20 protein-coding genes are annotated in these 23,803 nt (G+C 47.6%); 9 read left to right on the top strand and 11 right to left on the bottom strand.

The genetic code is table 11. The features are described from left to right. Window positions 1-18 precede the first annotated feature (18 nt). Complete coding sequence (locus tag QMZ64_RS09560) at window positions 19-471, bottom strand: GNAT family N-acetyltransferase (protein ID WP_075753727.1); 453 nt, start codon at window positions 469-471, stop codon at window positions 19-21. Between the two features lie 100 nt (window positions 472-571). Here QMZ64_RS09560 and QMZ64_RS09555 point away from each other — a divergent pair, with 100 nt between their 5' ends. Next, entirely contained in the window at window positions 572-2,071 is a 1,500-nt protein-coding gene (locus tag QMZ64_RS09555; RefSeq protein ID WP_265624930.1) for an amidase, read from the top strand. Between the two features lie 22 nt (window positions 2,072-2,093). Here the strand turns inward: QMZ64_RS09555 and pepF are convergent, their stop codons facing one another. Continuing rightward, window positions 2,094-3,929 carry an oligoendopeptidase F gene (gene pepF, locus QMZ64_RS09550; RefSeq protein WP_265624929.1) on the bottom strand — a complete coding sequence of 612 codons (1,836 nt, stop codon included), beginning with the start codon at window positions 3,927-3,929 and terminating at the stop codon, window positions 2,094-2,096. A 112-nt stretch (window positions 3,930-4,041) separates the two neighbouring features. Beyond that, window positions 4,042-4,311, bottom strand: coding sequence for a GlsB/YeaQ/YmgE family stress response membrane protein (locus QMZ64_RS09545; protein ID WP_165425953.1), 270 nt, complete (start codon window positions 4,309-4,311; stop codon window positions 4,042-4,044). Between the two features lie 170 nt (window positions 4,312-4,481). On the opposite strand from QMZ64_RS09545, the gene QMZ64_RS09540 reads away from it, so the two are divergent. Next, window positions 4,482-6,197, top strand: coding sequence for a serine hydrolase (locus QMZ64_RS09540; RefSeq protein WP_301441277.1), 1,716 nt, complete (start codon window positions 4,482-4,484; stop codon window positions 6,195-6,197). A 59-nt stretch (window positions 6,198-6,256) separates the two neighbouring features. On the opposite strand, the gene QMZ64_RS09535 is transcribed toward QMZ64_RS09540, so the two are convergent. From QMZ64_RS09535 to QMZ64_RS09510, 6 genes are all read right to left on the bottom strand, one after another. Further along, the gene (locus QMZ64_RS09535; RefSeq protein WP_265624927.1) at window positions 6,257-7,579 is read right to left on the bottom strand and encodes a (Fe-S)-binding protein; all 1,323 of its coding nucleotides are present in this window, start codon (window positions 7,577-7,579) and stop codon (window positions 6,257-6,259) included. After that, a complete protein-coding gene (glcD, locus tag QMZ64_RS09530) occupies window positions 7,576-8,988 on the bottom strand; it encodes a glycolate oxidase subunit GlcD (protein ID WP_265624926.1) in 1,413 nt (470 codons plus the stop codon). Before glcD ends, QMZ64_RS09535 begins: the two co-directional genes overlap by 4 nt. A gap of 119 nt (window positions 8,989-9,107) precedes the next feature. Further along, on the bottom strand, window positions 9,108-9,410 hold the full coding sequence (locus QMZ64_RS09525; RefSeq protein WP_265624925.1) for a PTS sugar transporter subunit IIB: 303 nt from the start codon (window positions 9,408-9,410) through the stop codon (window positions 9,108-9,110). Next, complete coding sequence (locus QMZ64_RS09520) at window positions 9,407-9,739, bottom strand: PTS sugar transporter subunit IIA (protein WP_165425957.1); 333 nt, start codon at window positions 9,737-9,739, stop codon at window positions 9,407-9,409. Before QMZ64_RS09520 ends, QMZ64_RS09525 begins: the two co-directional genes overlap by 4 nt. Window positions 9,740-9,755: 16 nt before the next feature. Next, complete coding sequence (gene celB, locus QMZ64_RS09515; protein ID WP_243943679.1) at window positions 9,756-11,042, bottom strand: PTS cellobiose transporter subunit IIC; 1,287 nt, start codon at window positions 11,040-11,042, stop codon at window positions 9,756-9,758. Further along, a complete protein-coding gene (locus tag QMZ64_RS09510) occupies window positions 11,029-12,363 on the bottom strand; it encodes a 6-phospho-beta-glucosidase (RefSeq protein ID WP_265624924.1) in 1,335 nt (444 codons plus the stop codon). The genes celB and QMZ64_RS09510 overlap by 14 nt, the downstream gene beginning before the upstream one ends. A 161-nt stretch (window positions 12,364-12,524) precedes the next feature. On the opposite strand from QMZ64_RS09510, the gene QMZ64_RS09505 reads away from it, so the two are divergent. The 4 genes from QMZ64_RS09505 to QMZ64_RS09490 all read left to right on the top strand — a co-directional run bounded on the left by QMZ64_RS09505 (window position 12,525) and on the right by QMZ64_RS09490 (window position 18,328). Beyond that, on the top strand, window positions 12,525-13,253 hold the full coding sequence (locus QMZ64_RS09505; protein ID WP_265624923.1) for a GntR family transcriptional regulator: 729 nt from the start codon (window positions 12,525-12,527) through the stop codon (window positions 13,251-13,253). A gap of 3 nt (window positions 13,254-13,256) precedes the next feature. Then, window positions 13,257-13,991: a chitin disaccharide deacetylase gene (gene chbG / locus QMZ64_RS09500; RefSeq protein WP_265624922.1), complete on the top strand. Its 735-nt coding sequence runs from the start codon at window positions 13,257-13,259 to the stop codon at window positions 13,989-13,991. A gap of 377 nt (window positions 13,992-14,368) precedes the next feature. Beyond that, window positions 14,369-16,156, top strand: a complete 1,788-nt coding sequence (locus tag QMZ64_RS09495; protein WP_243943671.1) for a glycosyl hydrolase family 18 protein — start codon at window positions 14,369-14,371, stop codon at window positions 16,154-16,156. A gap of 90 nt (window positions 16,157-16,246) precedes the next feature. Then, window positions 16,247-18,328: a glycosyl hydrolase family 18 protein gene (locus QMZ64_RS09490; RefSeq protein WP_265624921.1), complete on the top strand. Its 2,082-nt coding sequence runs from the start codon at window positions 16,247-16,249 to the stop codon at window positions 18,326-18,328. A gap of 58 nt (window positions 18,329-18,386) precedes the next feature. Here QMZ64_RS09490 and QMZ64_RS09485 read toward each other — a convergent pair whose 3' ends face one another. Further along, the gene (locus QMZ64_RS09485; protein WP_265624920.1) at window positions 18,387-19,337 is read right to left on the bottom strand and encodes a trypsin-like serine peptidase; all 951 of its coding nucleotides are present in this window, start codon (window positions 19,335-19,337) and stop codon (window positions 18,387-18,389) included. Window positions 19,338-19,508: 171 nt separating this feature from the next. Between QMZ64_RS09485 and QMZ64_RS09480 the strand changes: the two genes are divergently transcribed. From QMZ64_RS09480 to QMZ64_RS09470, 3 genes are all read left to right on the top strand, one after another. Continuing rightward, window positions 19,509-20,282, top strand: a complete 774-nt coding sequence (locus QMZ64_RS09480) for a glucose 1-dehydrogenase (protein ID WP_265624919.1) — start codon at window positions 19,509-19,511, stop codon at window positions 20,280-20,282. Window positions 20,283-20,430: 148 nt separating this feature from the next. After that, window positions 20,431-21,261, top strand: a complete 831-nt coding sequence (locus QMZ64_RS09475) for a DUF1835 domain-containing protein (protein WP_265624918.1) — start codon at window positions 20,431-20,433, stop codon at window positions 21,259-21,261. A gap of 86 nt (window positions 21,262-21,347) precedes the next feature. Next, the gene (locus QMZ64_RS09470) at window positions 21,348-22,745 is read left to right on the top strand and encodes a YcdB/YcdC domain-containing protein (RefSeq protein WP_265624917.1); all 1,398 of its coding nucleotides are present in this window, start codon (window positions 21,348-21,350) and stop codon (window positions 22,743-22,745) included. A 56-nt stretch (window positions 22,746-22,801) separates the two neighbouring features. On the opposite strand, the gene QMZ64_RS09465 is transcribed toward QMZ64_RS09470, so the two are convergent. After that, entirely contained in the window at window positions 22,802-23,755 is a 954-nt protein-coding gene (locus tag QMZ64_RS09465; protein WP_265627867.1) for a sulfurtransferase, read from the bottom strand. Between the last annotated feature and the right edge of the window lie 48 nt (window positions 23,756-23,803).

Genomic DNA, 23,803 nt, shown 5'->3' with positions numbered 1-23,803 from the left:
TAAGTCGGTTTGGGATTTTTACAGGTCGAGCGCTAAACGGATCATATCGATGCAGCGCATGCCGTTTTCATATATCGGTTTCTCGTAATGTCTCAGGAAAAAGTCGCGGTCGATGCCGGTGATTCTAAATCCGCATTTTTGATAGAGCGCCAGCTGGCCGATGCTTGAATTCCCGGTTCCGATTTCAATCGTCTTAAATCCTTGTGATTTTGCTGTTTCAATCGCATGCATAACCAATTGTCTGCCGATTCCTTTTCCCTGCAGATCTTCTTTGACGGCGATATTGACGAGCTCGGCTGTTTCAGGTCTCGTCGGCAGCAGCACATAGACACCGGCAATCCGGCGGTCGATTTCTGCTGTATAGCATTGTCCCCGTTTGAGATAATCGATAACCAGTTTTTCGGAAGGGTCTGCCGTCAACAGTAAATCAAGCGGCGGCTCATGTTCCGGATGCAACCTCCGAATATTCATTTCATTCATCTCCTTGTTGATCTAAACTGAAAACATTGAAATCCCCAAAAGGCTCATGCACAATAGTAAACACAAGCGAACAGTAAAGTGAGGTACTGATATGAATATATCTGACTATATGAAGCATGACGCAGTTGCTTTATCTAAGCTTATCAAACATGGGGAAGTAACGGTGAACGAATTAATCGACGCTGCTTTTTCCCGCCTTGAAGAAGTCAATCCAGAACTGAATGCGGTCGTTCGGACGAGAAAAGAGCAAGTCAAAAATGAATGCAAACAGCTCGATATCAGACAGCAGCCGTTTGCCGGGGTGCCGATCCTTTTAAAGGACATCTCCCAAGCGTTGAAAGGGGAGCCTCTTACAGCCGGCGCCAAGCTGCTTTCATCTTATCAACCAAAGCGCGATTCGAATTTCGTTGCTAAATTGCGCGGCGCCGGTTTTTTAATTCTCGGCCAAACGAATACGCCCGAATACGGATTGAAAAATATTTCTGAGCCTGAATTATACGGGCCGTCGCGAAATCCTTGGAACGCCGATTATTCACCCGGTGGTTCAAGCGGCGGTTCCGCTGCTGCGGTGGCGGCCGGAATCGTTCCCCTTGCAGGGGCCAGTGACGGGGGAGGCTCCATCAGGATTCCCGCTTCCTTTACCGGGCTATTCGGTCTGAAGCCGACCCGGGGCAGAACGCCTGTAGGACCGGGCGTCGGGCGGCAATGGCAGGGGGCATCGATCGATTTTGTATTGTCACGTACGGTCAGGGACAGCGCTGCGCTCCTTGATATTCTGCAAACCGTTCAGCCTGAAGCCGCTTTTCAAACGCCTTTATTTCCGGGGCATTATGAAGAGGATATGAAAAAAGGGCTGGAGCGCCCTTTGAAAATCGCATTTTCTGTAGAATCACCTGTCGGAACGCCTGTCAGTGATGAAGCCAAACAAGCCGTTCGCCGCACCGTTCAATGGCTGGAAGCGCAGGGACACCGCGTCGAAGAGCAGACGAACGGCGTTGACGGACTCCGGTTAATGGAGAACTATTATTTAATGAACAGCGGCGAAATTTCCGCGATGATTCTGGGAATGGAAAAAACGCTTGGAAGAGCGATCACTGTTCAGGATGTTGAAATTGTCACATGGGTGCTTAATGAAGCAGGCAAAAAAGTGTCGGCAGCCGAATTTACGGCAAGCCTTGCTTCCTGGGATCGAGCAGCTGCACAAATGGCGGCGTTTCATGAGACCTATGATCTGTATGTGACCCCGGCAACGGCTTACCCCGCTCCAAAGGTCGGCGAGCTTACGCATACCGAAAAAGAAGCCGAAGCGCTCCTGAAGGTGAGTGAGCTGGAAAAAAACGAGCAGCAGTCGCTAATTTATCAAATGTTTTTGAAAAGCTTGACATATACACCATTCACACAGCTTGCCAACTTAACCGGACAGCCTGCAATGAGCGTCCCGGTCCACCTCACAAATGAAGGTTTGCCGCTGGGCGTTCAAGTGACGGCTCCGAAAGGAAAGGAACATTGGCTGCTTCGCACCGCACATCTATTAGAGCAATCAGACTTATGGATCGGAATGAAAGGCAATCCGATGTTTGGCAGTCTGTAACCGTATAAAAGAAGACCGGCCGTTAATCAGGCCGGTCTTCTTTTGTGTCGTACAGTTTTTCAAGCTCGTCAACCAATGTTCCGACATACGCAACTGCCCGGCGGATCGGTTGATCCGTCGACATGTCAACACCGGCGCGTTTCAACAGGTCCAGCGGCTTCATTGTACCGCCTGCTTTTAAAACGTTCAGCCATCTCTCCACGGCAGGGCGGCCTTCTTCTTTGATCTGCTGCGAGACGATCGTCGATGCTGTCAGCCCGGCTGAATAGGTGTAAGGGTATAACCCCATGTAATAGTGCGGCTGACGCATCCATGTTAAACCTGCTCCTTCATCAAGCTTTACTCCGCTGCCCCAGAATTCGGACAGCACGGCAGTGGTTTGTTCAGACAGTACGGAGGCGGTAAGTGCGCATCCTTGTTCGGCGAGTTCGTAGACTCTCCGCTGATATTCCCCCTCAAGTAAATGGGTGACGAAATTGTGGTAATACGTGCCCATCAGCTGGTTGATGACCCAGCGCTTAATTTTCGGGTCATTTGTTTTGGAAAACAAATGCTGGGCGAGGAGCATTTCGTTCATTGTAGAAGGCGCTTCAATGAAATATAAAGACGGTCTGACGTTCATGATGCGCTGCTTGCGGTTTGCCAAGTAGAAATGCCCGGCATGACCGAGTTCATGGGCAAGGGTAAAGGCGTCCCGCATCGTATCCGTCCATGTCATCAAAATGAAGGGATGCACCCCGTAAGGACTTGAACAAAACGCACCCGTGGATTTGCCGATGTTGTCAGCGAGATCAACCCACCGCTCAGTCAAGGCGGTTTCCATGACTTCCGCGTACTCCGGCCCCATCACTTGTAAAGCGTCTAAGATCATGCGGCTAGCCTGTCCGTAAGTCGTCTTTGGACTGAAGTCGTGATCGAGCGGAGCCTGCAAATCGCAGAAGCGCATGTCGTGAAGGTCTAATACGCGTTTTTTCAAGGCGGCATATTTGCGCATATGAGGTGCAAGTTCGTTTTTAATCACATCAAGCTGGTTGTGGTACATTTCGAGCGTGACGTTTTGCGGCTGAAGAAGCATGTGGGTGGCGGATTGATATCCGCGCAGCCTTGACATGCCGACCTGTTTTTTGACTTCTGTTTCATAAACGGCGGCAATCGTATTTTTGTATGTTTGAAGGGTATTTGTAAAGGAGTCAAATGCGGTTCTGCGAATATGGGCATCAGGAGAGAACATGTATTTCCCTTCATATAACGCGAACGAATTGGCCAGCTCATTGCCGTTCCGGTCCTGAATCGGTGAAAATTGCATATCCGCAAGCTTCGCCATCCCGAAAATTTTGTACGGTGCATCATGCACTTCGCCTAAAACGGCTAACGCTTCTTCTGTTTCCGGAGCAAGCTTATACGGCTTGCGCTCCATGATCTCGGTCAGCATGTTGCTGAAAGGCTCCAATCCTTTCTCACTTTTTATGTACATCTCCACTTGATTTTCGGGGAATTCGAGAATTTCCGATTGGATAAATGAAAGCCCGGCGTTTAGTTTTGCTTGTAGCGCGGCCATCCTTGAAGCGTCGGCTTGGTTGACGGGGTTTGTCAAATCTTCGGATTTTCTGAGGTGAGTATAGGCGGCGGCCCGGACCAGGCGCTCTAGCAGTTTCTCCTGCAGCATTAAACAATCGAGCAACACGTCACCTCCTTCGTGAAGCCTTCCTTTAAATGAGCCGATGGATACGAGATCTTCCTCAATTTTCACAAGTGCGTCTTCCCAATCTTCATAAGAAGAAAATAAATCAGTAAGATTCCAAGTCAGTTCCTGCGGCACCTCAGAGCGCTTCGGTCTTTTTTCTGCCACTTTTTCCAATGTACAGCCTCCCCTTGAAAATATTTCGTGTTTCTAATTAATTATATAAAAGACGGCAGCAGAATGAAATAAAAAACGACGGCTTCTAATGAAACCGTCGTAAATCGCCCGCTTATTGAGCATTGCGGTTTCGTCCGCCCATGCTTCTCATGACAAGGCTGACGATGAAAATCAAAATGATCGCACCGATCAGGGCCGGAATGATATTAAATCCGCCGATCGTCGGACCCCAGCGTCCCAAAATCATGGAGCCGAGCCATGAACCGATAAATCCCGCGATAATATTTCCAATGATTCCTCCTGGTACGTCACGTCTGATAATGAGGCCGGCCAGCCAGCCTAAAATTCCGCCGATGATCAATGACCAAATAAATCCAAACATTGAACAATACCTCCTTGTTTTTTAGACATTTTCAGCCTTATACCTATCTTTTGGAATGCGAGAATAAATATACAATTTTTTTCTAAATGAAACCATTAGGGCGAACAAACGTATGGAATACGGACACCTGGAACAGGCATAAGACGCTTAAATCAAGAGAGGAGGGTAAAATGAGACAGCCTATAAAGGAATTAAAAGACTTTCGGGCATTTGCCCTGGAAAAGATGAATGAGTGGAACGTTCCCGGAGCCGCTGTTGCAGTCATTAAGGAAGACGAGATCATCATGGCGGAAGGGTTTGGATTCAGGGATAAAGAACGGAAATTAAAAGTAAACCCGGAAACGGTATTTGCGATCGGCTCTGCTTCCAAGGCATTTACAACGGCGGCGATGGCGGTTTTGGCTGATGAAGGGAAAATGGAATGGGACAAGCCGGTAAGGGAATATCTCCCGGAGTTTAAGATGTATGATCCGGTGGCAACCGAACGGATGACGCCCCGTGATCTGGCGTGCCATCGTTCGGGCCTCCCAAGACACGAAATGATGTGGTACAATTCCTCCTTTTCAAGGGAAGAGCTTTTCAGACGGATCCGCTACCTTGAGCCGAATCTGGATTTTCGATCAAAATGGCAGTATCAGAACCTGATGTACATGACGGCCGGTTATCTTGCAGGAAGAATAGCGGGAACGACTTGGGAGGAGTTTGTTCATGAGCGGATTTTCAAACCTTTGCATATGACATCGAGCAGCTTTTCGGTCGAAGATATGCAAAAGCTTTCCGATTTTGCCTTTCCATATCAAGAGAAAAACGGAACAGTTGAAAAAATTCCTTTTCGCAATATCGATGTGATCGGGCCGGCTGGATCAATCAATTCCAATGCCTTGGATATGGCAAATTGGGTGCTGCTTCAGCTTGGCAGCGACAAATTCAGCGGTGTTCTATCAGAGGGAAGCCTTCATGAGCTGCATACGCCTTGCATTTCCTGCGACTCCATTCTTAAAGCGAAGGAACTTCCTGTCTGCAGCTATGGGCTCGGCTGGTTTGTTGAACCGTACCGGGGCCTTCATATGATTCATCATGGCGGAAATATTGACGGTTTTTCATCGCTTGTGGCTTTCATGCCTTATGAAAAAATCGGGATTGCCATTTTGACAAATATGAATGGCAGCTTTCTCCCAAATGTTCTGGCGTACAATATTTTTGACCGCTTGCTTGGATTGGAAGAGATCGATTGGAACGGCCGTCTGAAAGGCGAGGCGGAAAAAATAATGAAAGCGGCTTTAGGGGTGGATCGAAACGCGGATCTTACCAAAATTGAAGGAACGAAGCCTTCTCATGCCCTGAAGGACTACACAGGTGTATACGAGCACCCCGGCTACGGAGAAATCAAAATAGAGCTTAAAGACGGTATGTTACAGGCGCTCTTCAATTCGTTTGCGATGCCTTTGAAGCATTATCATTACAATATATTTGAGATGAAAATGCCGCTCACGGAGATGGCGATGCTCTCATCTTTCAGCGCTGATATACACGGGCATATCAGCCGCCTTTCCGTACCGTTTGAAATGGCGGAAGGCGCTGGAGAAATCGAATTTGTCAGGAAGCCGGATCAGCAGTTGTACGATTCTGAATTTCTTGCTTCTTTAACTGGCGAATATGCATTGGAAGACGGAACAGATGTCGTTGTGTCATTCAGAAACAATCGGACGCTCTGGGTTTCATTGCCCGGTCAGCCTGATTACGAACTTGAGCCTTACCGTGAGTTGACATTTCAAATCAAAAATCTGCCTGGTTTCAGCGTCCGGTTCGAAGCCGGCGATTCCGGACAGGTAACAGGTTTGCGCTTCATCCAGCCGAATGGAGAATTTCCTGCTGTCCGGAAATAGCAGCAGAAGACATATTTCGATTTATTTCCCGAGAAATATACAGGTGTGAGCCAGTCTGGTCACTCCAGGACGGCTTCCAGTAATAAATCCGCCAGATGAACGGCTCTCATTCGGTTTGAAAGCCCCGCTCGTTCAATGCCGAGCTTCATTTGCAGCAGACATCCGGGATTAGCTGTAACGATCGTAGCGGCCCGGGTCGCTGCTGCTGCTTCCATTTTTGTATCGAGAATTTTCATCGACATTTCGGATTCGACAATGTTATAAATACCGGCTGATCCACAACAGCTTTCGGCATTTTTCATTTCCTTGAATTCAATGCCGTTGATGCTGCGAATAAGGCGTCTCGGCTCGGCGGAGGTGTTCATGACATTTCGCAAATGGCACGAATCTTGGTAGGTGACGATTTGCTGCGGCAGTTCAAGGGATCGCTGATCAAAGTTCAGCTCCAACAGGACGGAAGAAAAATCTTTCAGTTTCCCTGTAAAAGCCGCTGCCCGTTCCCGCCATTCAGAGTCATCTTTCAGGAGATGATCATATTCCTTTAAAAATGCTCCGCATCCCCCTGCATTTGTCACAATAAAGTCCGCGTGTGAATCCTCGAATGCCTGAATATTTCGCTTTGCGAGCAGGGCGGCCTCAGACTTTTCGCCGCTGTGTCCGTGGAGGGCGCCGCAGCAGGTCTGAATTTCGGGAATGATGATCTCGCAGCCGGCCAGCCGAAGCAGCTCGATGGTTGCCATATTCGTATCTAAAAACAACGTATCCATGAGGCAGCCCGAGAAAAAGGCGGCCCGTTTTTTTCTCTTTCCGATCGCAGGGAGCAGGTGCGGCCGTTTTTTCAGCTGTTTCATATTGGGAACTTTCGGCAAAACCGCCTCCATTTTCGCGAGATGGTCCGGCAAAAGACGAAGTAAGCCCGATTTGCGAATCACGTTTTGTATGCCGGAACACTGATACACGCCGAGTATTCCAGTCAGCGCCCTGATTCTGTTTTGATGGGGGAAAAGCCCTTTGAATACCGCGCGGCGAAGCACTTTAACCGGAAGGGTGTGTTTTTTGTTCTGCTGAATAATATCTCTCGCTTCTTCAAGCAAGCGCCCGTAGTTTACGCCTGACGGACATACAGGTTCACAAGCCCGGCAGCCGAGGCAAAGCTCCAGTGACCGTTCGACATCCTCATCAGGCTCGATCGTCCCGTCGACGACCGCTTTCATGAGCGCGATCCGTCCACGCGGTGAATGGCTTTCCTGAAAACCGGATTCGATATAGGTGGGGCATGACGGCAGACAAAAGCCGCAGCGCATGCAATTCAGCAGCTCTTCCTCGTCCATTCGTTGTTTAAACTGCTGTTCAATGACCTTTCTTTCGTTAGCTGTCGTCATTTTGTCACCACCACCCGCTTGCGGGAGTCTTTCGCAAATATCTTCCCGGGATTCATGATGCTGTTTGGATCCAGCGCCTGTTTTACCGCCTTCATGGCAGCGATTCCCGCTTTGCCCAGCTTCAGTTCCAAATAGGGGGCTTTCATTTCGCCGACCCCATGTTCTCCGGTGATTGTTCCTCCCAGTTCAACCGCTTTTTTAAATATGTCTTCAAAAGCCTGTTCGACCCGTTTCATTTCTTCGCTGTTTCTGACATCTGTCGTACAGGTCGGATGAAGGTTGCCATCGCCTGCGTGCCCGAATGTGCAAATCGATATTTGGTGCTTTTCGGCGATCGTATTAATCGCTTTTACCATTTCGGCAATTTCAGAGCGCGGGACCGTGGCATCCTCCAGAATGGTCGTCGGCTTTAAACGGGCTAAAGCGGAAAGTGCGGTGCGGCGGGCCTCCCGAAGATTTTCCGCTTCAGATTCTGTTTGCGCGGTTTGAACGGACACAGCATTTCCTTTTTTGCAAATCTCTTCAATCACGGCAATGTCACGGCGGACTGCTTCCTCGGTGCCGTCCTGTTCGATCAGGAGAACCGCTTTGGCATGGACGGGAAGGCCGATTTTCGCGAAGTCTTCGATCACCTGAATCGTGGGCTGATCGAGAAATTCGAGCGTCGTTGGAATGATTTTGTGTGCGATGATATTTGAAACCGTTTGGGCTGCAGAGTCGATATCTTGATAGAGGGCGAGGACGGTTTTTTTTGTTTCGGGTGCCGGGATCAGTTTTAATGTCGCTTCAGTAATGATGCCGAGCGTTCCTTCAGAACCGATGAAAAGACGCGTCAAATCATAGCCGGCAACGTCTTTTGCGAGCTTGCCGCCGGTGCGGATGATGTCCCCGTTTGCGAGAACGATTTCAAGCGCCATGACATAATCGCGGGTCACTCCGTATTTCAGTCCGCGGAGGCCGCCCGAGTTTTCATTGATGTTGCCGCCGATTGTCGAGATCTTCATCGAGCTCGGATCGGGCGGATAAAATAATCCCTTTTCTTCAGCGGCGTGAATTAAATCAAGCGTGATCACGCCGGGCTGAACGGTTATTGTTAAATTTTCTTCATCAATTTCTAAAATTCGATTCATATGCTTAAACAGGAGGACAATTCCTCCTTCAGTCGGGCATGTGCCGGCGCAAAGGTTTGTACCTGAACCTCTCGGCACAATCGGAATGCGGTGCGTGTTGCAGATTTTCATGATTTGCGATACTTCTTCTGTGCTGCGCGGGGCTATGACCGCGTCAGGCATCGATTGAAACTGGGGTGTCGCATCATAAGAATAGACGAGCCGTCCGGCGTTCGAATCGTCATAATTGGCAGAGCCGACAATTTCAATCAACTGGGATTTCACTTGTGAGGAAATCATGTATGATCACATCCTTTACCAATTATTATACAAAAACAAACGCTTTCAAAAAATCATTCTTTTAAACTTCAAAAAAAAGAACCCGTTTTCAAAGAAAACGCGGTTCTTTGCAGGAGGCATCAGGTTGCAAGGCTGATTGCCTGATTCAGCACTTTTGCTCCGTCCATCATTCCATAAGCCATTTGATCAATGACGGCCACGGGCGTATGATACGGCTCAGCACGTTCTGTCACTTGCCCTTTTAAATACCTGACCTGCGGACCAATCAGTATCACATCAATTTCATCCAGATGGCTTGGCAATTCTGCCTCTGCATATGCATTAATTTCGGCCTTCAATGAACGGTTTTTCGCTTCTTCCCGCATTTTTTTCACCAATATACTCGTAGACATTCCGGCTGAACATACAAGTGCGATCTTCATTTTTCTCTTCCTTTCTGAAGCTCTTGATATAAATGAATCATTTCTTTCGCCAAATCTTTTACAGTCATGGCTGTCATTAAATGGTCCTGCGCATGGATTAATAATAGATTGGGTGAAAGGCCTTCGCCTTGTGCTTCTTTTTGCAGAAGGCGGGTTTGAGCCTGATGCGCTTGGCTCAGCTCCGATTCTGCTTCTTGTATTTTTTGATATCCGGCTTCGCATTCGTGTTGTTTCACAAGCTGCAATGCTTCCATTGCAGAAGAACGCGCATTTCCGGCGTGAAGGATGATTTCAAATGAGACCTGTTCCAATTGAAGTGTATCTGCCATAACATTCACTCCTTACTTATTCGTTTTCTGTCTGGTGCAAGGCGGAACGTTCTGCCGCTTTTATAAACGGGAGGTAGAGCAGGGTGGCCAGCACCAGGTTGAAGATTTGCAAAAAGACTCCCCGGACTGATCCTCCGGTGACAAGATAACCGCTGACAATCGGCGGCGTCGTCCACGGAAGGATCGCGACAGTTTTCGGGACGAGACCGGAAGCCAAAGCGACATATGACGTAATCGTTAAAATCAACGGAATCAAGATAAACGGAATGAACATGATCGGGTTTAATACAATAGGAAGGCCGAACAGAACGGGCTCATTGATGTTAAAAAGGCCGGGTGCGAGAGACACCTTTCCGATCGTTTTGTAGTGCTTCGATTTCACGGCAATTAAAATGCCGGCAAGCAGAGCCAATGTCGTTCCCGATCCCCCCATAAATACGTAAGAATCGAAGAAAGGCTTTGTCACAATATACGGCACTTCAAAAGCGCTCATTCCTTGCGAGAATAAGTGTTGATTTTCCTGAATGAGCGGGAGGTAGACGGATTCCATGATCGGCCCGAGGATGTTTGTTCCATGCAATCCAAAGAACCAGAGCAAATGATTCAAGAAAGTGAAAATCAAGGCTGACCCAACCGTGTTGGAAAGACCTTGAAGCGGCTCTTGAATCGTGCTGAAAACAAGCTCATGGATGCTTTGTCCCGAATAATGAACAATCAGAGCATTACATAGCCCGGCAGTGGATAAGATGACGGCAGCCGGCAATAGAGCATTCAAGGATTTTGTGACGCCGTCAGGCACCCCTTCAGGCATTTTGATTTTCAATTTCTCATTTTGGGAAAACAGCCGGAAGACTTCCGTCGACAGCAAAGCCACGATTAAGCCGACGAACAGGCCTTGTGCTCCCAGCCAAGTCATTGAGAAGCCAAAGTCTTCAGTGGTCGGCGTAAGCACGGCGAATGCGCCAATCCCGATTAATGCGGCAGACAGGCCATCTGTGTGATAGGACTCGGCCAGCTTGAAGCTGACAGCCGCAACGGCTAAAAGGCTCAACAGAGCAAAAGAGCCATTCCATATCGCCCCGCCGACAGCGGTCCATCCCTCGCCGAAAAGGCCGGTCATAAAGTTTTGAAACGCCGGTATTGGAAAATTATTAACCAGGATGGCGAGGGAACCGATGATGATAAGCGGCATAATGGCGATGAATCCGTCGCGTATTGCAATCAGGTGTCTTTGGGAACCGATCCTTCCGGCGATCGGCATGATGTTTGCTTCGATGAATGCCATCATTTTATTTTGTTTCATGTGCACGGACCTCCTCAAAAAATTGCGGGAGGTAACGTTTATGCGCCTCGAGCATTTCATCCAGTACCTTTTGCGCTATGTGATCGGAAGAGACCAACGGATTGGTAATCATGGCTGAATATGCCGTATTGTAGTCGCCGGTGACCGCAGCTTCAATCACTAATTGTTCAAATTTTTTCATCAGGCAGATCGGCCCGCTGATGGCAGCAGGCAGTTTTCCGACGGTCAGAGGAATCGGTCCGCTTTTTGTAATGACACTGTTGACTTCGATCACCGCATCATCGGGAAGGTCTGGTATGCTTCCTTTATTCAGTGTGTTCACGGTCTGAATATCCATTGAATGATGATAAAGCGAGTTCATTAATGAGCAGGCTGATTCACTATAGTAAGCCCCGCCGCGGCCTTCCAGTTCTTTAGGTTTCTCGTGAATCTCAGCGTCTTTGTATTTCTCAAACAGCTGCCGCTCCACTTCCATGACGGTTTCCGCTCGCGTTCCGTTGTTATTGTACGCTTCGATATCTTTTGCGAGTGCCTCTTCATGTTGATAATAGTACTGATGGTACGGGCTCGGAAGCATGCGTAAAGACCGCAGAAATTGGCGATTCCACGGCAGCGCCGCAATATTGGAGGGCGAATAGCCGAAGTGATCATTCAACAGATGCTCAATCGTCTCTTCCGTCCGGTCGATGCCGTCGATCCATACCCTTTTTCCGAAAACAAAATGGTTGAGGCCCGCGAATTCAATCATGACGCGGCTCACATCCACGCCGAATATTTCTGCGATGCTATTTTTCATGTTGTAAGGAATATTGCATACCCCGACGACCTTTTGATGAGGTCCGTGCTTCAGCAAAGCTTCCGTCACGATGCCGGCCGGATTGGTAAAATTGATCAGCCATGCTTCGGGACAAATCTCTTGGATGTCGCGAGCGATATCCAGCATGACGGGGATTGTGCGGAAAGCTTTGAACATGCCGCCGGCTCCGTTTGTTTCCTGCCCGATCAGGCCGTGGCTGAGCGGAATGTTTTCGTCTAAAGCTCTCGCCTTCAGTCCGCCGACCCTGATTTGAACCGTGACGAAATCTGCGCCTTTCAACGCTTCCGCCCGATCTATTGTATGGTTCAGTTCGATGGGAACCCCTGCATGCCTGATCATTCGCTTCGCGAGTTCTGAGACGATGCGAAGTTTTTCTTTGCCCTCCTCGATATCAACAAGTACAATCTCATTCACCGGAAATTGATGTTGCCGCTTGATAATGCCTTCAATGATTTCCGGTGTGTAGCTGGATCCTCCGCCTATAACAACTACTTTCAGCGCCATAATCCCCCTCCTAATTGTCTTTTTATGAAAGCGCTTCACACAATTGAAACTTAACATGTCATAACAAATTTGTCCATACATATTTGTTATGACAAATTGTTTTTTTGGGGAACCTTTTGTGTTATTCTATAATTACGAACTCACCCCAAAGGAGAACATGTATGGCGAAACAACCACAGCTCCACAGTCAAATTAAACAAGATATTGTAGATAAGATTGAAAGCGGTTACTATCCGCCAGGCAGCCTGTTGCCGACGGAGTCCGAGTTTTGCAAACTGTATGATGTCAGCCGGACGACGCTGCGGACCGCGCTGAATCATTTGCTTATGGAAGGGGCCATTTACAGAAAGCAGGGAAAAGGGACATTTGTCGCCAAAGGAAAAGTAAAGCAGATCTTGAGCTCCAGCAGCCTCCGCTATGCAGAGCAATTGAAGGCGCAAGGCTTTAAACCGAAAATCAAAGTTGTTGATTTGCAAAAAATAAAGCCGGCTGAAAAAATCCAAACCCGCCTCGGAATCGACGCTGAACAAATGGTCTATCAAATCAAAAGAATCCGCTTTGCGGACGATGAAGAAATCCAGTTTGAAACAGCCTATATCAGAACGGATCTCGTCCCCGAAGTGACGGAAGAAATGGCGAATATTTCACTTTACCAGTGCATCAGCAGGCAAGGAAACAACATAAAAAGAACAGAGGAACAAATCAAAATTGTGATTTCTGATGAGGAGATTGCACAACATTTAAATATTACTCAAGGCACGCCTTGCTTCCAGATATCAACGCAAACATTTTTGACGTCTGAAGAAGTCGTCGAGTACTCTATGGCCTATTTTCGCGGTGACCGTGTTGAGTTCTTCATTGAACGTGATTATGGACAAAGGGGGAAATGAAAGATGAAATCTCTAATCATAAATGCCGATGATTTTGGATTTTCAAGGGGAGTCAACCTTGGAATCATTGAAGCTTTCCAGCACGGGGTGCTCACATCGACTACGCTTATGGTCAATATGCAAGAAGCGGAGCATGCCGTCGAACTCGCACGGCAAAATCGTGAACTCGGCGTCGGCGTCCACTTGACATTGACGGCCGGGCGCCCGATTCTCGGCGGACTGCATACGATAACGGATGAAGAAGGGAATTTTCGCAAGCTTTTGTACTACCAGGGGTTCTTCGACATTGACCTTGAGGAAGTATACCGAGAGTGGAAAGCGCAAATAGAGAAAGCTTTGTCTTTCGGTTTAAATCCGACACATATCGACAGCCATCATCATATTCATACATACGGAAATCTCCCTGAGGTGTTTATAAAGCTTGCGAAAGAGTATGACCTGCCATGCAGAAAGGTTAATCATGATCATCCTTCACTGTGGAAGGGTGTAAGGTCGAACGATGCTTTTGAGCTGAAAGTCGACCGTTTGAAGGATCTATCGAGCTTCTTTCATGATTATCAAGACGCAGCAGTGATTGAAGTGATGTGCCATCCGGCTTACGTCGATAAATGTCTGCTTGAAAAATCGTCCTTCCATTATCCACGGGCATATGAACTCTCACTGCTGACGGAACCTTCTCTCAAAGCGGCTTTGCGACAATGTCCGGATATTCGCCTCGCATCTTACGCTTGTTTATGAAAGAGGCGCCGCTTCTATTCCTTAAGGGGTAGAAAGCGGCGGTTGTGTAGTCAATATCTTTAGGTTGACAGTTCAGAAAATTCTGATTAATATAAATTTGTTATGACAAATTTAGCGAGCCTTTCACCATGAATAAGTCTTCTTTTATATGTAGATGTATAGACATCTATACGTGTTTCGCCCTCTCAGCTCTTCTAAACGAACACGCCGAACGATATCAAACCCATTTTTGTAAGCGTTTTCCCTTGTTGGCTTCTGCGCAGCTGCAGCTATGATGACAAGGAAAAATATAAAACAAGCAAAAAAGGCGGTGAGGAATAGGAGATTTCTAGTTTCATGGCTTGTCAAAAAAATTCGATGAAAAGGAGATGAACATCGTGTTGGTCAACAAACACAAAAAGTTTTTCGTTTTTTCTTTCATTTTTGTCATGTTGCTGAGCTTGTCATTTGTAAATGGGGAAGTTGCAAAAGCCGATTCCGGAAAAAACTATAAAATTATCGGCTACTATCCATCATGGGGTGCTTACGGAAGGAATTTTCAAGTTTGGGATATGGACGTTTCGAAAGTCAGCCACATTAATTATGCTTTTGCTGATATTTGCTGGGAGGGAAGGCATGGGAACCCCGATCCGACAGGCCCCAATCCCCAAACATGGTCATGTCAGGATGAAAACGGAGTGATCGACGCGCCAAATGGAACAATCGTGATGGGCGATCCCTGGATTGACGCGCAAAAGTCAAATCCAGGGGATGTCTGGGATGAACCGATCCGCGGCAACTTTAAACAATTGCTGAAGCTGAAAAAGAGCCACCCTCATTTGAAAACGTTCATCTCGGTCGGCGGATGGACTTGGTCTAACCGCTTTTCAGATGTCGCGGCAGATCCTGTGGCAAGGGGAAATTTCGCCGCTTCGGCCGTTGAATTTTTAAGGAAATACGGGTTTGACGGGGTCGATCTTGACTGGGAATATCCGGTCAGCGGAGGATTGCCGGGGAACAGCACACGGCCGGAAGATAAAAGAAATTACACGCTCCTCCTGCAAGAGGTGCGTAAAAAGCTTGACGCTGCAGAAGCAAAAGACGGCAAGGAATACTTGCTGACGATCGCTTCCGGTGCAAGTCCGGAGTATGTGAGCAACACTGAGCTCGATAAAATCGCTCAAACCGTGGATTGGATTAACATCATGACCTATGACTTTAATGGCGGATGGCAAAGCATAAGCGCCCATAATGCACCGCTGTTCTATGATTCAAAAGCGAAAGAAGCAGGCGTTCCAAATGCTGAGACCTACAACATTGAAAACACTGTGAAACGCTACAAGGAAGCCGGTGTCAAGGGTGACAAATTAGTGCTTGGAACACCGTTCTACGGAAGGGGCTGGAGCGGTTGTGAATCCGGCGGCCACGGAGAATATCAGAAGTGCGGACCGGCGAAAGAAGGGACATGGGAAAATGGAGTATTCGACTTTTCAGATCTTGAAAAGAACTATGTGAATAAAAACGGCTATAAAAGGTATTGGAACGATCAAGCGAAAGTGCCGTTTTTGTATAACGCGGAAAATGGCAATTTCATCACTTATGATGATGAACAATCATTCGGCCACAAAACGGATTTTATTAAAGCAAACGGATTAAGCGGAGCGATGTTCTGGGATTTCAGCGGCGATTCCAATCGGACGCTTCTCAATAAATTGGCAGCCGATTTAGATTTTGCACCGGACGGAGGCAATCCGGAGCCGCCTTCATCGGCACCTGTGAATGTGCGTGTAACCGGAAAAACGGCTACAAGTGTCAGCCTGGCGTGGGATGCGCCGAGCAGCGGAGCAAACATTACGGAATATGTCGTGTCATTTGCAAGCCAGTCGATATCTGTAAAAGAAACATCAGCGGAAATCGGCAACTTGAAGCCGGGTACGGCCTACTCATTTACAGTTTCAGCAAAGGACTCGGATGGAGTGCTCCATACCGGACCAACGGTAGAGGTCACGACAAATTCTGACCAGGCATGTTCATATGACGAATGGAAAGAGACGAACGCATACACGGGCGGAGAGCGGGTTGTATTTAACGGAAAAGTGTATGAAGCGAAATGGTGGACGAAAGGCGACCGGCCGGATCAATCCGGTGAATGGGGCGTATGGCGGCTGGTCGGAGGCTGCGAATAAGAGAAAGTCAAATGGATAGAAAACGATAAAGAGAGATTTGGGAAACAGCCTCTCACATCTCTCTTTATGGACAAAGGAGTCTGAATAAACATGAAGATAGCCGCTTCATCTATTTTATCCTGTGTGCTGCTCCTTGCGCTTTTTATCCCGAACCGACACATTTCCGCAGAGACTTCAAACGAACAACCGGACTGCCGTCCTGAAGGGCTTTTGGACTCAGGCGTTGAACATGTGCCGTATTGCGATGTATACGACCGGGACGGCCGTGAAAAGCTTGCCAATCAGTTAGACCGGAGAATCATCGGGTACTTTACAAGCTGGCGTACTGGAAAAGGCAATCAAGATCGTTATTTAGTAAATGATATCCCCTGGAAGTACTTGAGCCACATTAATTATGCGTTTGCCCACATCGGGGAAGATCATCGGATTTCAGTCGGAGATGAGACAGATGAGAACAACCCGTCCATCGGGATGACCTGGCCGGAGCATCCCGATGTAAAAATGGATCAAACATTGCCGTATAAGGGGCATTTTAACCTTATTCATCAATATAAAGAGAAATATCCGAATGTGAAAGTGTTGGCGGCTGTCGGCGGTTGGGCCGAAACCGGCGGTTATGTTGACAAGGACGGGAAGCGAATTCCAAGCGGCGGCTTTTATTCGATGACAACGAATGGAGACGGATCCGTTAACCACAAGGGTATTCACACCTTTGCGGAATCGGTCGTTGCGTTTCTCAGAAAATACGAGATCGATGGAATCGATATTGACTATGAGTACCCTACATCGATGCAGGATGCAGGGAATCCGGCAGATTGGAACATCGCCAATCCGCGGCGCAACGGGTTAAATAAAAGCTTTGAGGTATTGATGAAAATATTAAGAGAAAAGCTTGATCAAGCGTCCGCTGAAGATGGAAAGTACTACATGCTGACCATTGCAGCGCCATCATCGGCATATTTACTAAGGGGGATGGAAACGTTTAAGCCGCTTCGATATGTCGATTATGTCAATATCATGTCTTACGATCTTCATGGAGCCTGGAATGAGTTTGTCGGACCGAACGCTTCTTTATTCGATAACGGCGAAGATGCCGAACTCAAGCATTCCAACATATATACTGCGCCGGAATACGAAGGGATCGGATATTTAAACACGGACTGGGCTTACCATTATTTTAGAGGAGCTATGGAATCGGGGCGAATCAATATCGGTATTCCTTATTATACGAGAGGCTGGAAGAATGTGAACGGCGGAGTAAACGGGCTGTGGGGAACATCCAAAAGTGCAGATTGTCCTCAAGGACTCAGGCAATGCGGTGACGGAGCAACCGGAATCGATAATATTTGGCATGATAAAGATGAGCAGGGGAATGAAATTGGAGCAGGGGCAAACCCGATGTGGCACGCCAAAAACCTTGAAAAGGGCATTGCCGGTTCTTATCTGGAAAGGTATGGATTGAGCAAAGCTGATTTGACAGGCGCTTATCAAAGGCATTATGACGCGGGGCTGGCAGCGCCTTGGCTTTGGAATTCAGAAAAGAAAGTGTTTCTATCGACAGAGGATGAGGAATCGATCAAAACAAAGGCGGATTATGTCGTTGATAAAGGAATCGGGGGTGTCATGTTTTGGGATTTGAGCGGTGACTATGACTGGTATCCGGAACGAAACGGCAATAAAGGAGAATACGATATCGGCAATACTTTAACGAGCACGCTGTATCACAAATTCTCGGATACAACACCATACGATAACCGGCTCAGCACATCGCCTTTACCTGATGAATCACTGGATGCAGACATAGAGCTGACGAACTTTCCATTAGGAGATCAAAATTACCCGATCCACCCGGTCATGAAGCTGATCAATAACAGCGATGTCACGATTACGGGAGGTTCTGTTATCGAATTTGATGTGCCGACATCCACTTCCCCTCGGTTTGGAAGCTGGAGCGGCGATCAAGTTGAAGTGATTGCTAAAGGGCATACGGGACCGAACATTGGCGGACTGACGGGAGATTTCCACCGCATCAGAGTGACTCTATCAAGCTGGAAAACGATTAAACCAGGTGAGGCGGCGGAGTTTCAGCTTGTCTATTATTTGCCGATCAGCGGTCCTTCAAATTTCACGATATCAATAGATGGCAAAAAGTACAGGCTTAAAGGGAAATAAGTTTTCAGCCGTAAGATATAACAGCCCGTTCCAAAAGGAAGCGGGCTGTCTTCGTGTGTTATTGGGCGCTGTTTTTCCAGTTGGTCAAATTGTCGAACACCTCTTTTGTAATCCGGGTGCCCCTGTTGTACGAAGAGCCGCCGTATACGCCATTTGTGTGGACGGCAAGCGAGCATGGACCGCTGCAGTTCGTTCTTGAACTGCTTTGTTCGAATACTGGTGAACCGCTTTGTCCTCCGTACGTGTCCATTGCATACTGCAATTTATACGTTTCGGAGATGGTAATCGGTCCTGAATGCTGCCATTGTGTGCCTGTTGTTTTATCGCCTGGATAACCGCTGATGGTAACAGTTGTCCCGACAAGTGATGAAGTGGTGTACGAGTATCCGAAGTATCCGACAGTATTGCCGATCGGTTCGCTTAGTTCAATTGCACCGTAATCGTAGTTGGTGTTCCCGCTTCTCCATCCTGACGGAATAAAGTAGCGCGTTGATTTAACAGAGCCGTAAGGATAGCTTGTCCCGTTCCGTCCCGGCGAAACAGTAGCTGTCCCGGCAAATGAACCGCTTGATGTGTCATAGATGCAATGTCCGGCTGTTGCTACGGTTTTCGGACCGATCATCCATCCGGTGCACGAACCGATGCTGCTTGAAATATGAACGATCGCTCTGTACGGATATGCGGTTGTGTTGGTAACCCTTGTCCGATCATCAGAACCAATCACCGATTTAATGCTGTAAGGAGCTTTTGCGGAGGGCTCTTTTGCCGTTTTTTCCTTTGTTTCATTCACTTTGCCGGTGCCTGTAAATGCCTTTGAATACGAGCCGTATTGATCGCTTTTCATGTTTGGATCATAGGTAACCGATGTTTCCGCTTTGTATGAAGGATCGCTTGAAACAGGAGAATGAGGCGATGGTGCGGCTTGAGCCGGGTGGATACCTAAAGAATAAATAGAAATACCAATGAGACCTGTGATCAAACCTCGTTTAACACTCTTTTTACTGACCAAATTGTATCACTTCCTTATTTTGTTGTAAGTACAAGTTAGATATTAACAAAATAATTCTGAATTTTCCATATAATTAAAAAAGATCATACTAAAGGTGTGAATTAGCATTTTGTTTGATCATATTGATACCGGGTAATGGACATGAAGAAAAGAAATTGAGGGGGATTTAGGTTGTATAGTGATTTAAAAGGAAAAACAGCAATTGTGACCGGTTCTTCAAAAGGTATAGGCAAGGCGATTGCAGAACGATTTGGAAAAGAAAAAATGAATGTGGTTGTCAATTATCACAGCGATCGCGAAGGCGCACGGGAAGCCGTCGACTATATTCAAGTAGCGGGCGGAAACGCCCTTGCGGTAGAAGCTGACGTGTCTTCTGAAGAGGATATAAAAAAGCTGATTACATCAGCAGTTGAACACTTCGGTTCACTTGATGTTATGGTCAATAATTCAGGATTTAACGGTGCAGGCGCCTTCCCGCACGATCTTGAACTTGATGAATGGCAGAAAGTGATCGACGTTAATTTAACCGGTGCGTTTCTCGGCGCACGGGAAGCTTTAAGATATATGGCGGACCGCCGCATGGAAGGGAGCATACTCAATATATCAAGCGTTCATCAGCAAATTCCGAGGCCGAAAAATGTTCATTACTCCGCTTCAAAAGGCGGAATGAAGCTTTTGACAGAAACGCTTGCCCTTGATTATGCGGACAAAGGAATCCGCGTCAACTCGATCGCGCCGGGAACGATCGCGACCGAAAGCAATGAAGACTTGGAGGGAAGCCGCAAGTCGGCACAGTTGAAAAAGATACCGATGAACGAATTTGGCGAGCCTGAACAAGTGGCTTCCGCAGCGGCATGGCTTGTGTCGAAAGAAGCCGCCTATGTAACGGGCGCGACTTTGTTCGTTGACGGCGGCATGACACTGTACCCGTCACAGCTGGAATAGCAAGCGCGTTTTTCAGCTCCCGTTTTGTCCGAATGGCAGAATGGGGGCTTTTTCATTGTGTCACCTTTTATATCCTGTTTTTGTATATAATAGTAAAAAAACGAGTTTAATAGCTTTAAGCTATAACTTTCAATAAAAGGAGATTAAGATGCAAAACCATGTCGTTCACATTGCTTTCGGCGAGTCTGCCGGCGGCAGTATAAACATGATGCTCAAACAGTCGGGAGGAATCCAGGAAAAGAGTCTGATCGTTCTTCCTGAATTATTTTCCATCGGGCCGCTTCAAAACCTGGAAGTCAAAGAAGGCAGGGTCAATCGTTATGAATGGCTGAAAACATATCTGAATGACCGATTTCACGAGCTTGGAGAGATATACAGCCGTTTTGAAGATGCGGTTTCTGCATTAAGCCTTATTCAGGAGCAAGCCTCTGTCTTTATGTGGACGGGCGATCATGCACATGAACAAACGGGCCTGAGATTTGTACATCATATCCTTCGGCAAATGAACCTGGCTGTTTACCATCTGAATACGTCGAAGTACTTTCCTCATACCCGAAGTTCTGGTGAGTTGAATGATGAAAACCTGAGATTCATTTATGAACAAGGGGATCAGGCGGCTCTGACAGCCGCTGAAAGACGGGGCCTTGCGGAGGAATGGACAGCGCTGTCTCAGCAGACAAGCGTGTTGCGAGTATGGGAAGACGGCAGAATCAAAAGCGTGAAAGAGGACTTTTATGATTCGTTCATCATCGGCAAGCTCACACAGCTTCAAAAAAACCGTTCAACCAACATCTTTATCAACTGTCCCCGCCTGATCGGCGAAGTCATTGGCCATCTGGAAGAGAATATCGGAGATGAATTCATCGAGTACCGCATTTTAGAGCTGATCCGCAAAGGTATTTTTGAGAAGGAAGGCGTACCAAAAGGAATGAGGTATTTTAGCGTCAGGTTAAAATCGCCATGTAAGTTCACCAGTTAAATCCAATTATCTCAATTTTCATGAAACGATTAACGGTATATTTCGTATACATAAGGAGATGAAAATGAAAGAGAGGTAGACAGGATTTGGTTCGTGACAAGTTAAAGCAAAAAGCGCAGTCCATTAGTAAGGTTCCCTCGCATTATCAGCTCATGATCGAAGATTACGGAGAAAAGGATGAAAAAGAGAGACGGGCTTTTTTCGCCTGGCAGGACGTTGAAGAGCCGGAGCGGGACATTTCGGTGGAGTTAGATCATCACGGCCGCTTAATCAATTTGACAAAAGAGTATGAACCGGTGATCGAGGAATCTCTTTCGGAGGAAAGGCTGCTGCAAATCGCCCTTCAGTTTACAGAACAGCATTACCCGAATGCGTCTTATGAATTTGTTTTCCATGAAAAGAAGGAAACAGAACAATTCGTCCGTTTTACGTATGTTCAGACTGTCCTTGATCTTCCGCTGCCGCAAACAGGCTTTTACGTCAAGGTCGCCAAGAACGGAGAGGTGATGGAGTTTCGCTATAACGGCGGAACAAGCTCTTTCTCCATTCCAAAGCAGATCGCTGATAAGGAATCGGTGACAGCCGATTATCTTAAACATATTCAATTCGAATTGGCGGTCGAAAAAGTCCGCAGTGAGCTTTATGAAGGGGGAGATGATCGCCCGCATCTCATTTACGAGGCAGACTTGCCGTTTTTCAGCTATCCCGCCGATATCACGGAAAAACGTTATATGAAGCCTGCGCAGGAAGACGAGGATGAGGAGGAAACATTGCCGCTCCCTGTGCTGCCTGAGGCTGACCGTCAGGCTGATATCGATGACATGATCGGCTTTGCTCCCTCGATGCGGAAAATCCGTGAAACCGATATGGGAGAGTCAATTGGAACGGTATGGCGCCTGGGAAACGATCCTGAGCCGAGAGACCGGAGTATAGCGGGCTACTTTGAAATAAGGAACCAAAATACGTTGAAAATCGTGAAAGACAAAAAGTCAGGGAAGCTCAAAGGGGTCGCTTCTTTCATCAAATCTGAAGGACATCTTTCCTTGAGCGAGGAAGACTGCTTGAGACAGGCGCTGCAATTTTTGTACAAGCTTTATCCCGGCGCTGATCAGCTTTTTCGAATGCATCCGGCGGAAAATGACGGGGGCAGGCAAAACGCTTTTTTTCAATTTGATCTTCAATACAAAGAGGTGCCGTTAAGGCTTGGCTCTGCCAATATCACTATCAGCCGGACAACCGGCAGGGTTGTCGGTTATCACGGTCCGGAGATCGAGCCGGAAGCGCTGGCCGATCTGAGTCCTTCGCCATCCATTTCAGAGGCAGAAGCGAAAGCCGTTTTTGCAGCGGCATTTGATGTGAAGCTGCAATGGGAAAGGGATTACAGTCGGGAAAAGGATGACTTCTACAGGCTTGTCTATCGGCCGGTCTACCCGTACTTTATCGATGCCCATGACGGAAAGGCGTTTATGAGCAGAAACATGTGATAAACGGCGGCTGGCTGAGGCGCAAAGGTCCCCGGCCGCCGCCGTCTCTTGTAAAATCAAATGTCGTCCTCTGTTCCAGTGGAAATCGGATGGTCGGGGTAGCTGATCCAATCGCTCCAGCTGCCGGCATACAGCTTCACATTTTCAAATCCGGCTTCTTTCAGGCCGAGCACATTTGGGCAGGCTGATACGCCCGATCCGCAATAGACGACAATTTCACTGTCCGGGTCTAAAACAGCATAGTGCTGTCTGAGTTGTTCTTTGCTTTTCCATAATTCGCTTTCGGTCAGATTGCCTTTCCAAAAAAAGTTTTTGGCCCCGGGAATATGGCCGGCCCGGTGATCGAGAGGCTCGGTTTCCCCGGTGTATCTGGAAGGATCGCGCGCATCGATCAGGATGGAGTCTTTTCTGCCGATTCGCTTCAGCACCTCTCCGGCGTCAAGGAGTTCGTTTTCTCTGAGCGCCGGCTTAAACTCGCGCTGGATAGGACGGGGAACCTCGGCGGTCATCGCATAGCCCGCTTTGATCCAGTTAGACAGCCCCCCATCCATAATATAGACGCTGTCATGCCCGAGATAGTGAAGCTGCCACCAAAAGCGCGCTGCAAACATACCGCCGCTGTCATCATAGACAATGACAGCTGTTTTCCGGTCAATGCCGATTTTCCCAAGCTTTGCGGCCAGAAGGTCAGGGTCTTGAAGCGGATGTCTGCCGCCGTGCACTTCCGCATTGCGCGACAGATCCTCTTTTAAATCAATGTAAACGGCTCCCGGCACATGGCCTTTCGTATACGCTTTCCGGCCTTCGTCCGGTTTTGTCAAATGAAACCTCACATCGACAATAACCGTTTGGTCCGGATTTTCCATTAGTCGTTTGTGTACCCATTCAGGGCTTTTCAATACTGACAATTCGCGATCCCTCCGTTCCCCTTTGTTTTTTCTCGGGTTCTGATAATAGAAGAATAGCTTTCTTTGATGGGGAATGTCAAAGATAAATCCCGAAATCGTCATCACCTAAATGAAACAGAATATGATAAAGGTGACGACATCATGGGGGTG

It is taken from the genome of Bacillus sp. LB7 (assembly GCF_030449715.1).
Taxonomy (GTDB): Bacteria; Bacillota; Bacilli; order Bacillales; family Bacillaceae; genus Bacillus; species Bacillus paralicheniformis.
This window is presented reverse-complemented; position numbering and strand designations above follow the sequence as displayed.

Bases quoted from the DNA above. Each gene is read 5' to 3' on its own strand.
- QMZ64_RS09555 (WP_265624930.1), top strand. From the start codon at position 572: ATGAATATATCTGACTATATGAAGCATGACGCAGTTGCTTTATCTAAG.
- QMZ64_RS09510 (WP_265624924.1), bottom strand. From the start codon at position 12,363: ATGGCGCTGAAAGTAGTTGTTATAGGCGGAGGATCCAGCTACACACCG.
- QMZ64_RS09545 (WP_165425953.1), bottom strand. From the start codon at position 4,311: ATGTTTGGATTTATTTGGTCATTGATCATCGGCGGAATTTTAGGCTGG.
- QMZ64_RS09520 (WP_165425957.1), bottom strand. From the start codon at position 9,739: ATGGCAGATACACTTCAATTGGAACAGGTCTCATTTGAAATCATCCTT.
- QMZ64_RS09465 (WP_265627867.1), bottom strand. From the start codon at position 23,755: ATGACGATTTCGGGATTTATCTTTGACATTCCCCATCAAAGAAAGCTA.
- QMZ64_RS09535 (WP_265624927.1), bottom strand. From the start codon at position 7,579: ATGACGACAGCTAACGAAAGAAAGGTCATTGAACAGCAGTTTAAACAA.
- QMZ64_RS09475 (WP_265624918.1), top strand. From the start codon at position 20,431: ATGCAAAACCATGTCGTTCACATTGCTTTCGGCGAGTCTGCCGGCGGC.
- QMZ64_RS09525 (WP_265624925.1), bottom strand. From the start codon at position 9,410: ATGAAGATCGCACTTGTATGTTCAGCCGGAATGTCTACGAGTATATTG.
- QMZ64_RS09540 (WP_301441277.1), top strand. From the start codon at position 4,482: ATGAGACAGCCTATAAAGGAATTAAAAGACTTTCGGGCATTTGCCCTG.
- QMZ64_RS09490 (WP_265624921.1), top strand. From the start codon at position 16,247: ATGAAGATAGCCGCTTCATCTATTTTATCCTGTGTGCTGCTCCTTGCG.
- QMZ64_RS09560 (WP_075753727.1), bottom strand. From the start codon at position 471: ATGAATATTCGGAGGTTGCATCCGGAACATGAGCCGCCGCTTGATTTA.
- chbG (WP_265624922.1), top strand. From the start codon at position 13,257: ATGAAATCTCTAATCATAAATGCCGATGATTTTGGATTTTCAAGGGGA.
- celB (WP_243943679.1), bottom strand. From the start codon at position 11,042: ATGAAACAAAATAAAATGATGGCATTCATCGAAGCAAACATCATGCCG.
- QMZ64_RS09505 (WP_265624923.1), top strand. From the start codon at position 12,525: ATGGCGAAACAACCACAGCTCCACAGTCAAATTAAACAAGATATTGTA.
- glcD (WP_265624926.1), bottom strand. From the start codon at position 8,988: ATGATTTCCTCACAAGTGAAATCCCAGTTGATTGAAATTGTCGGCTCT.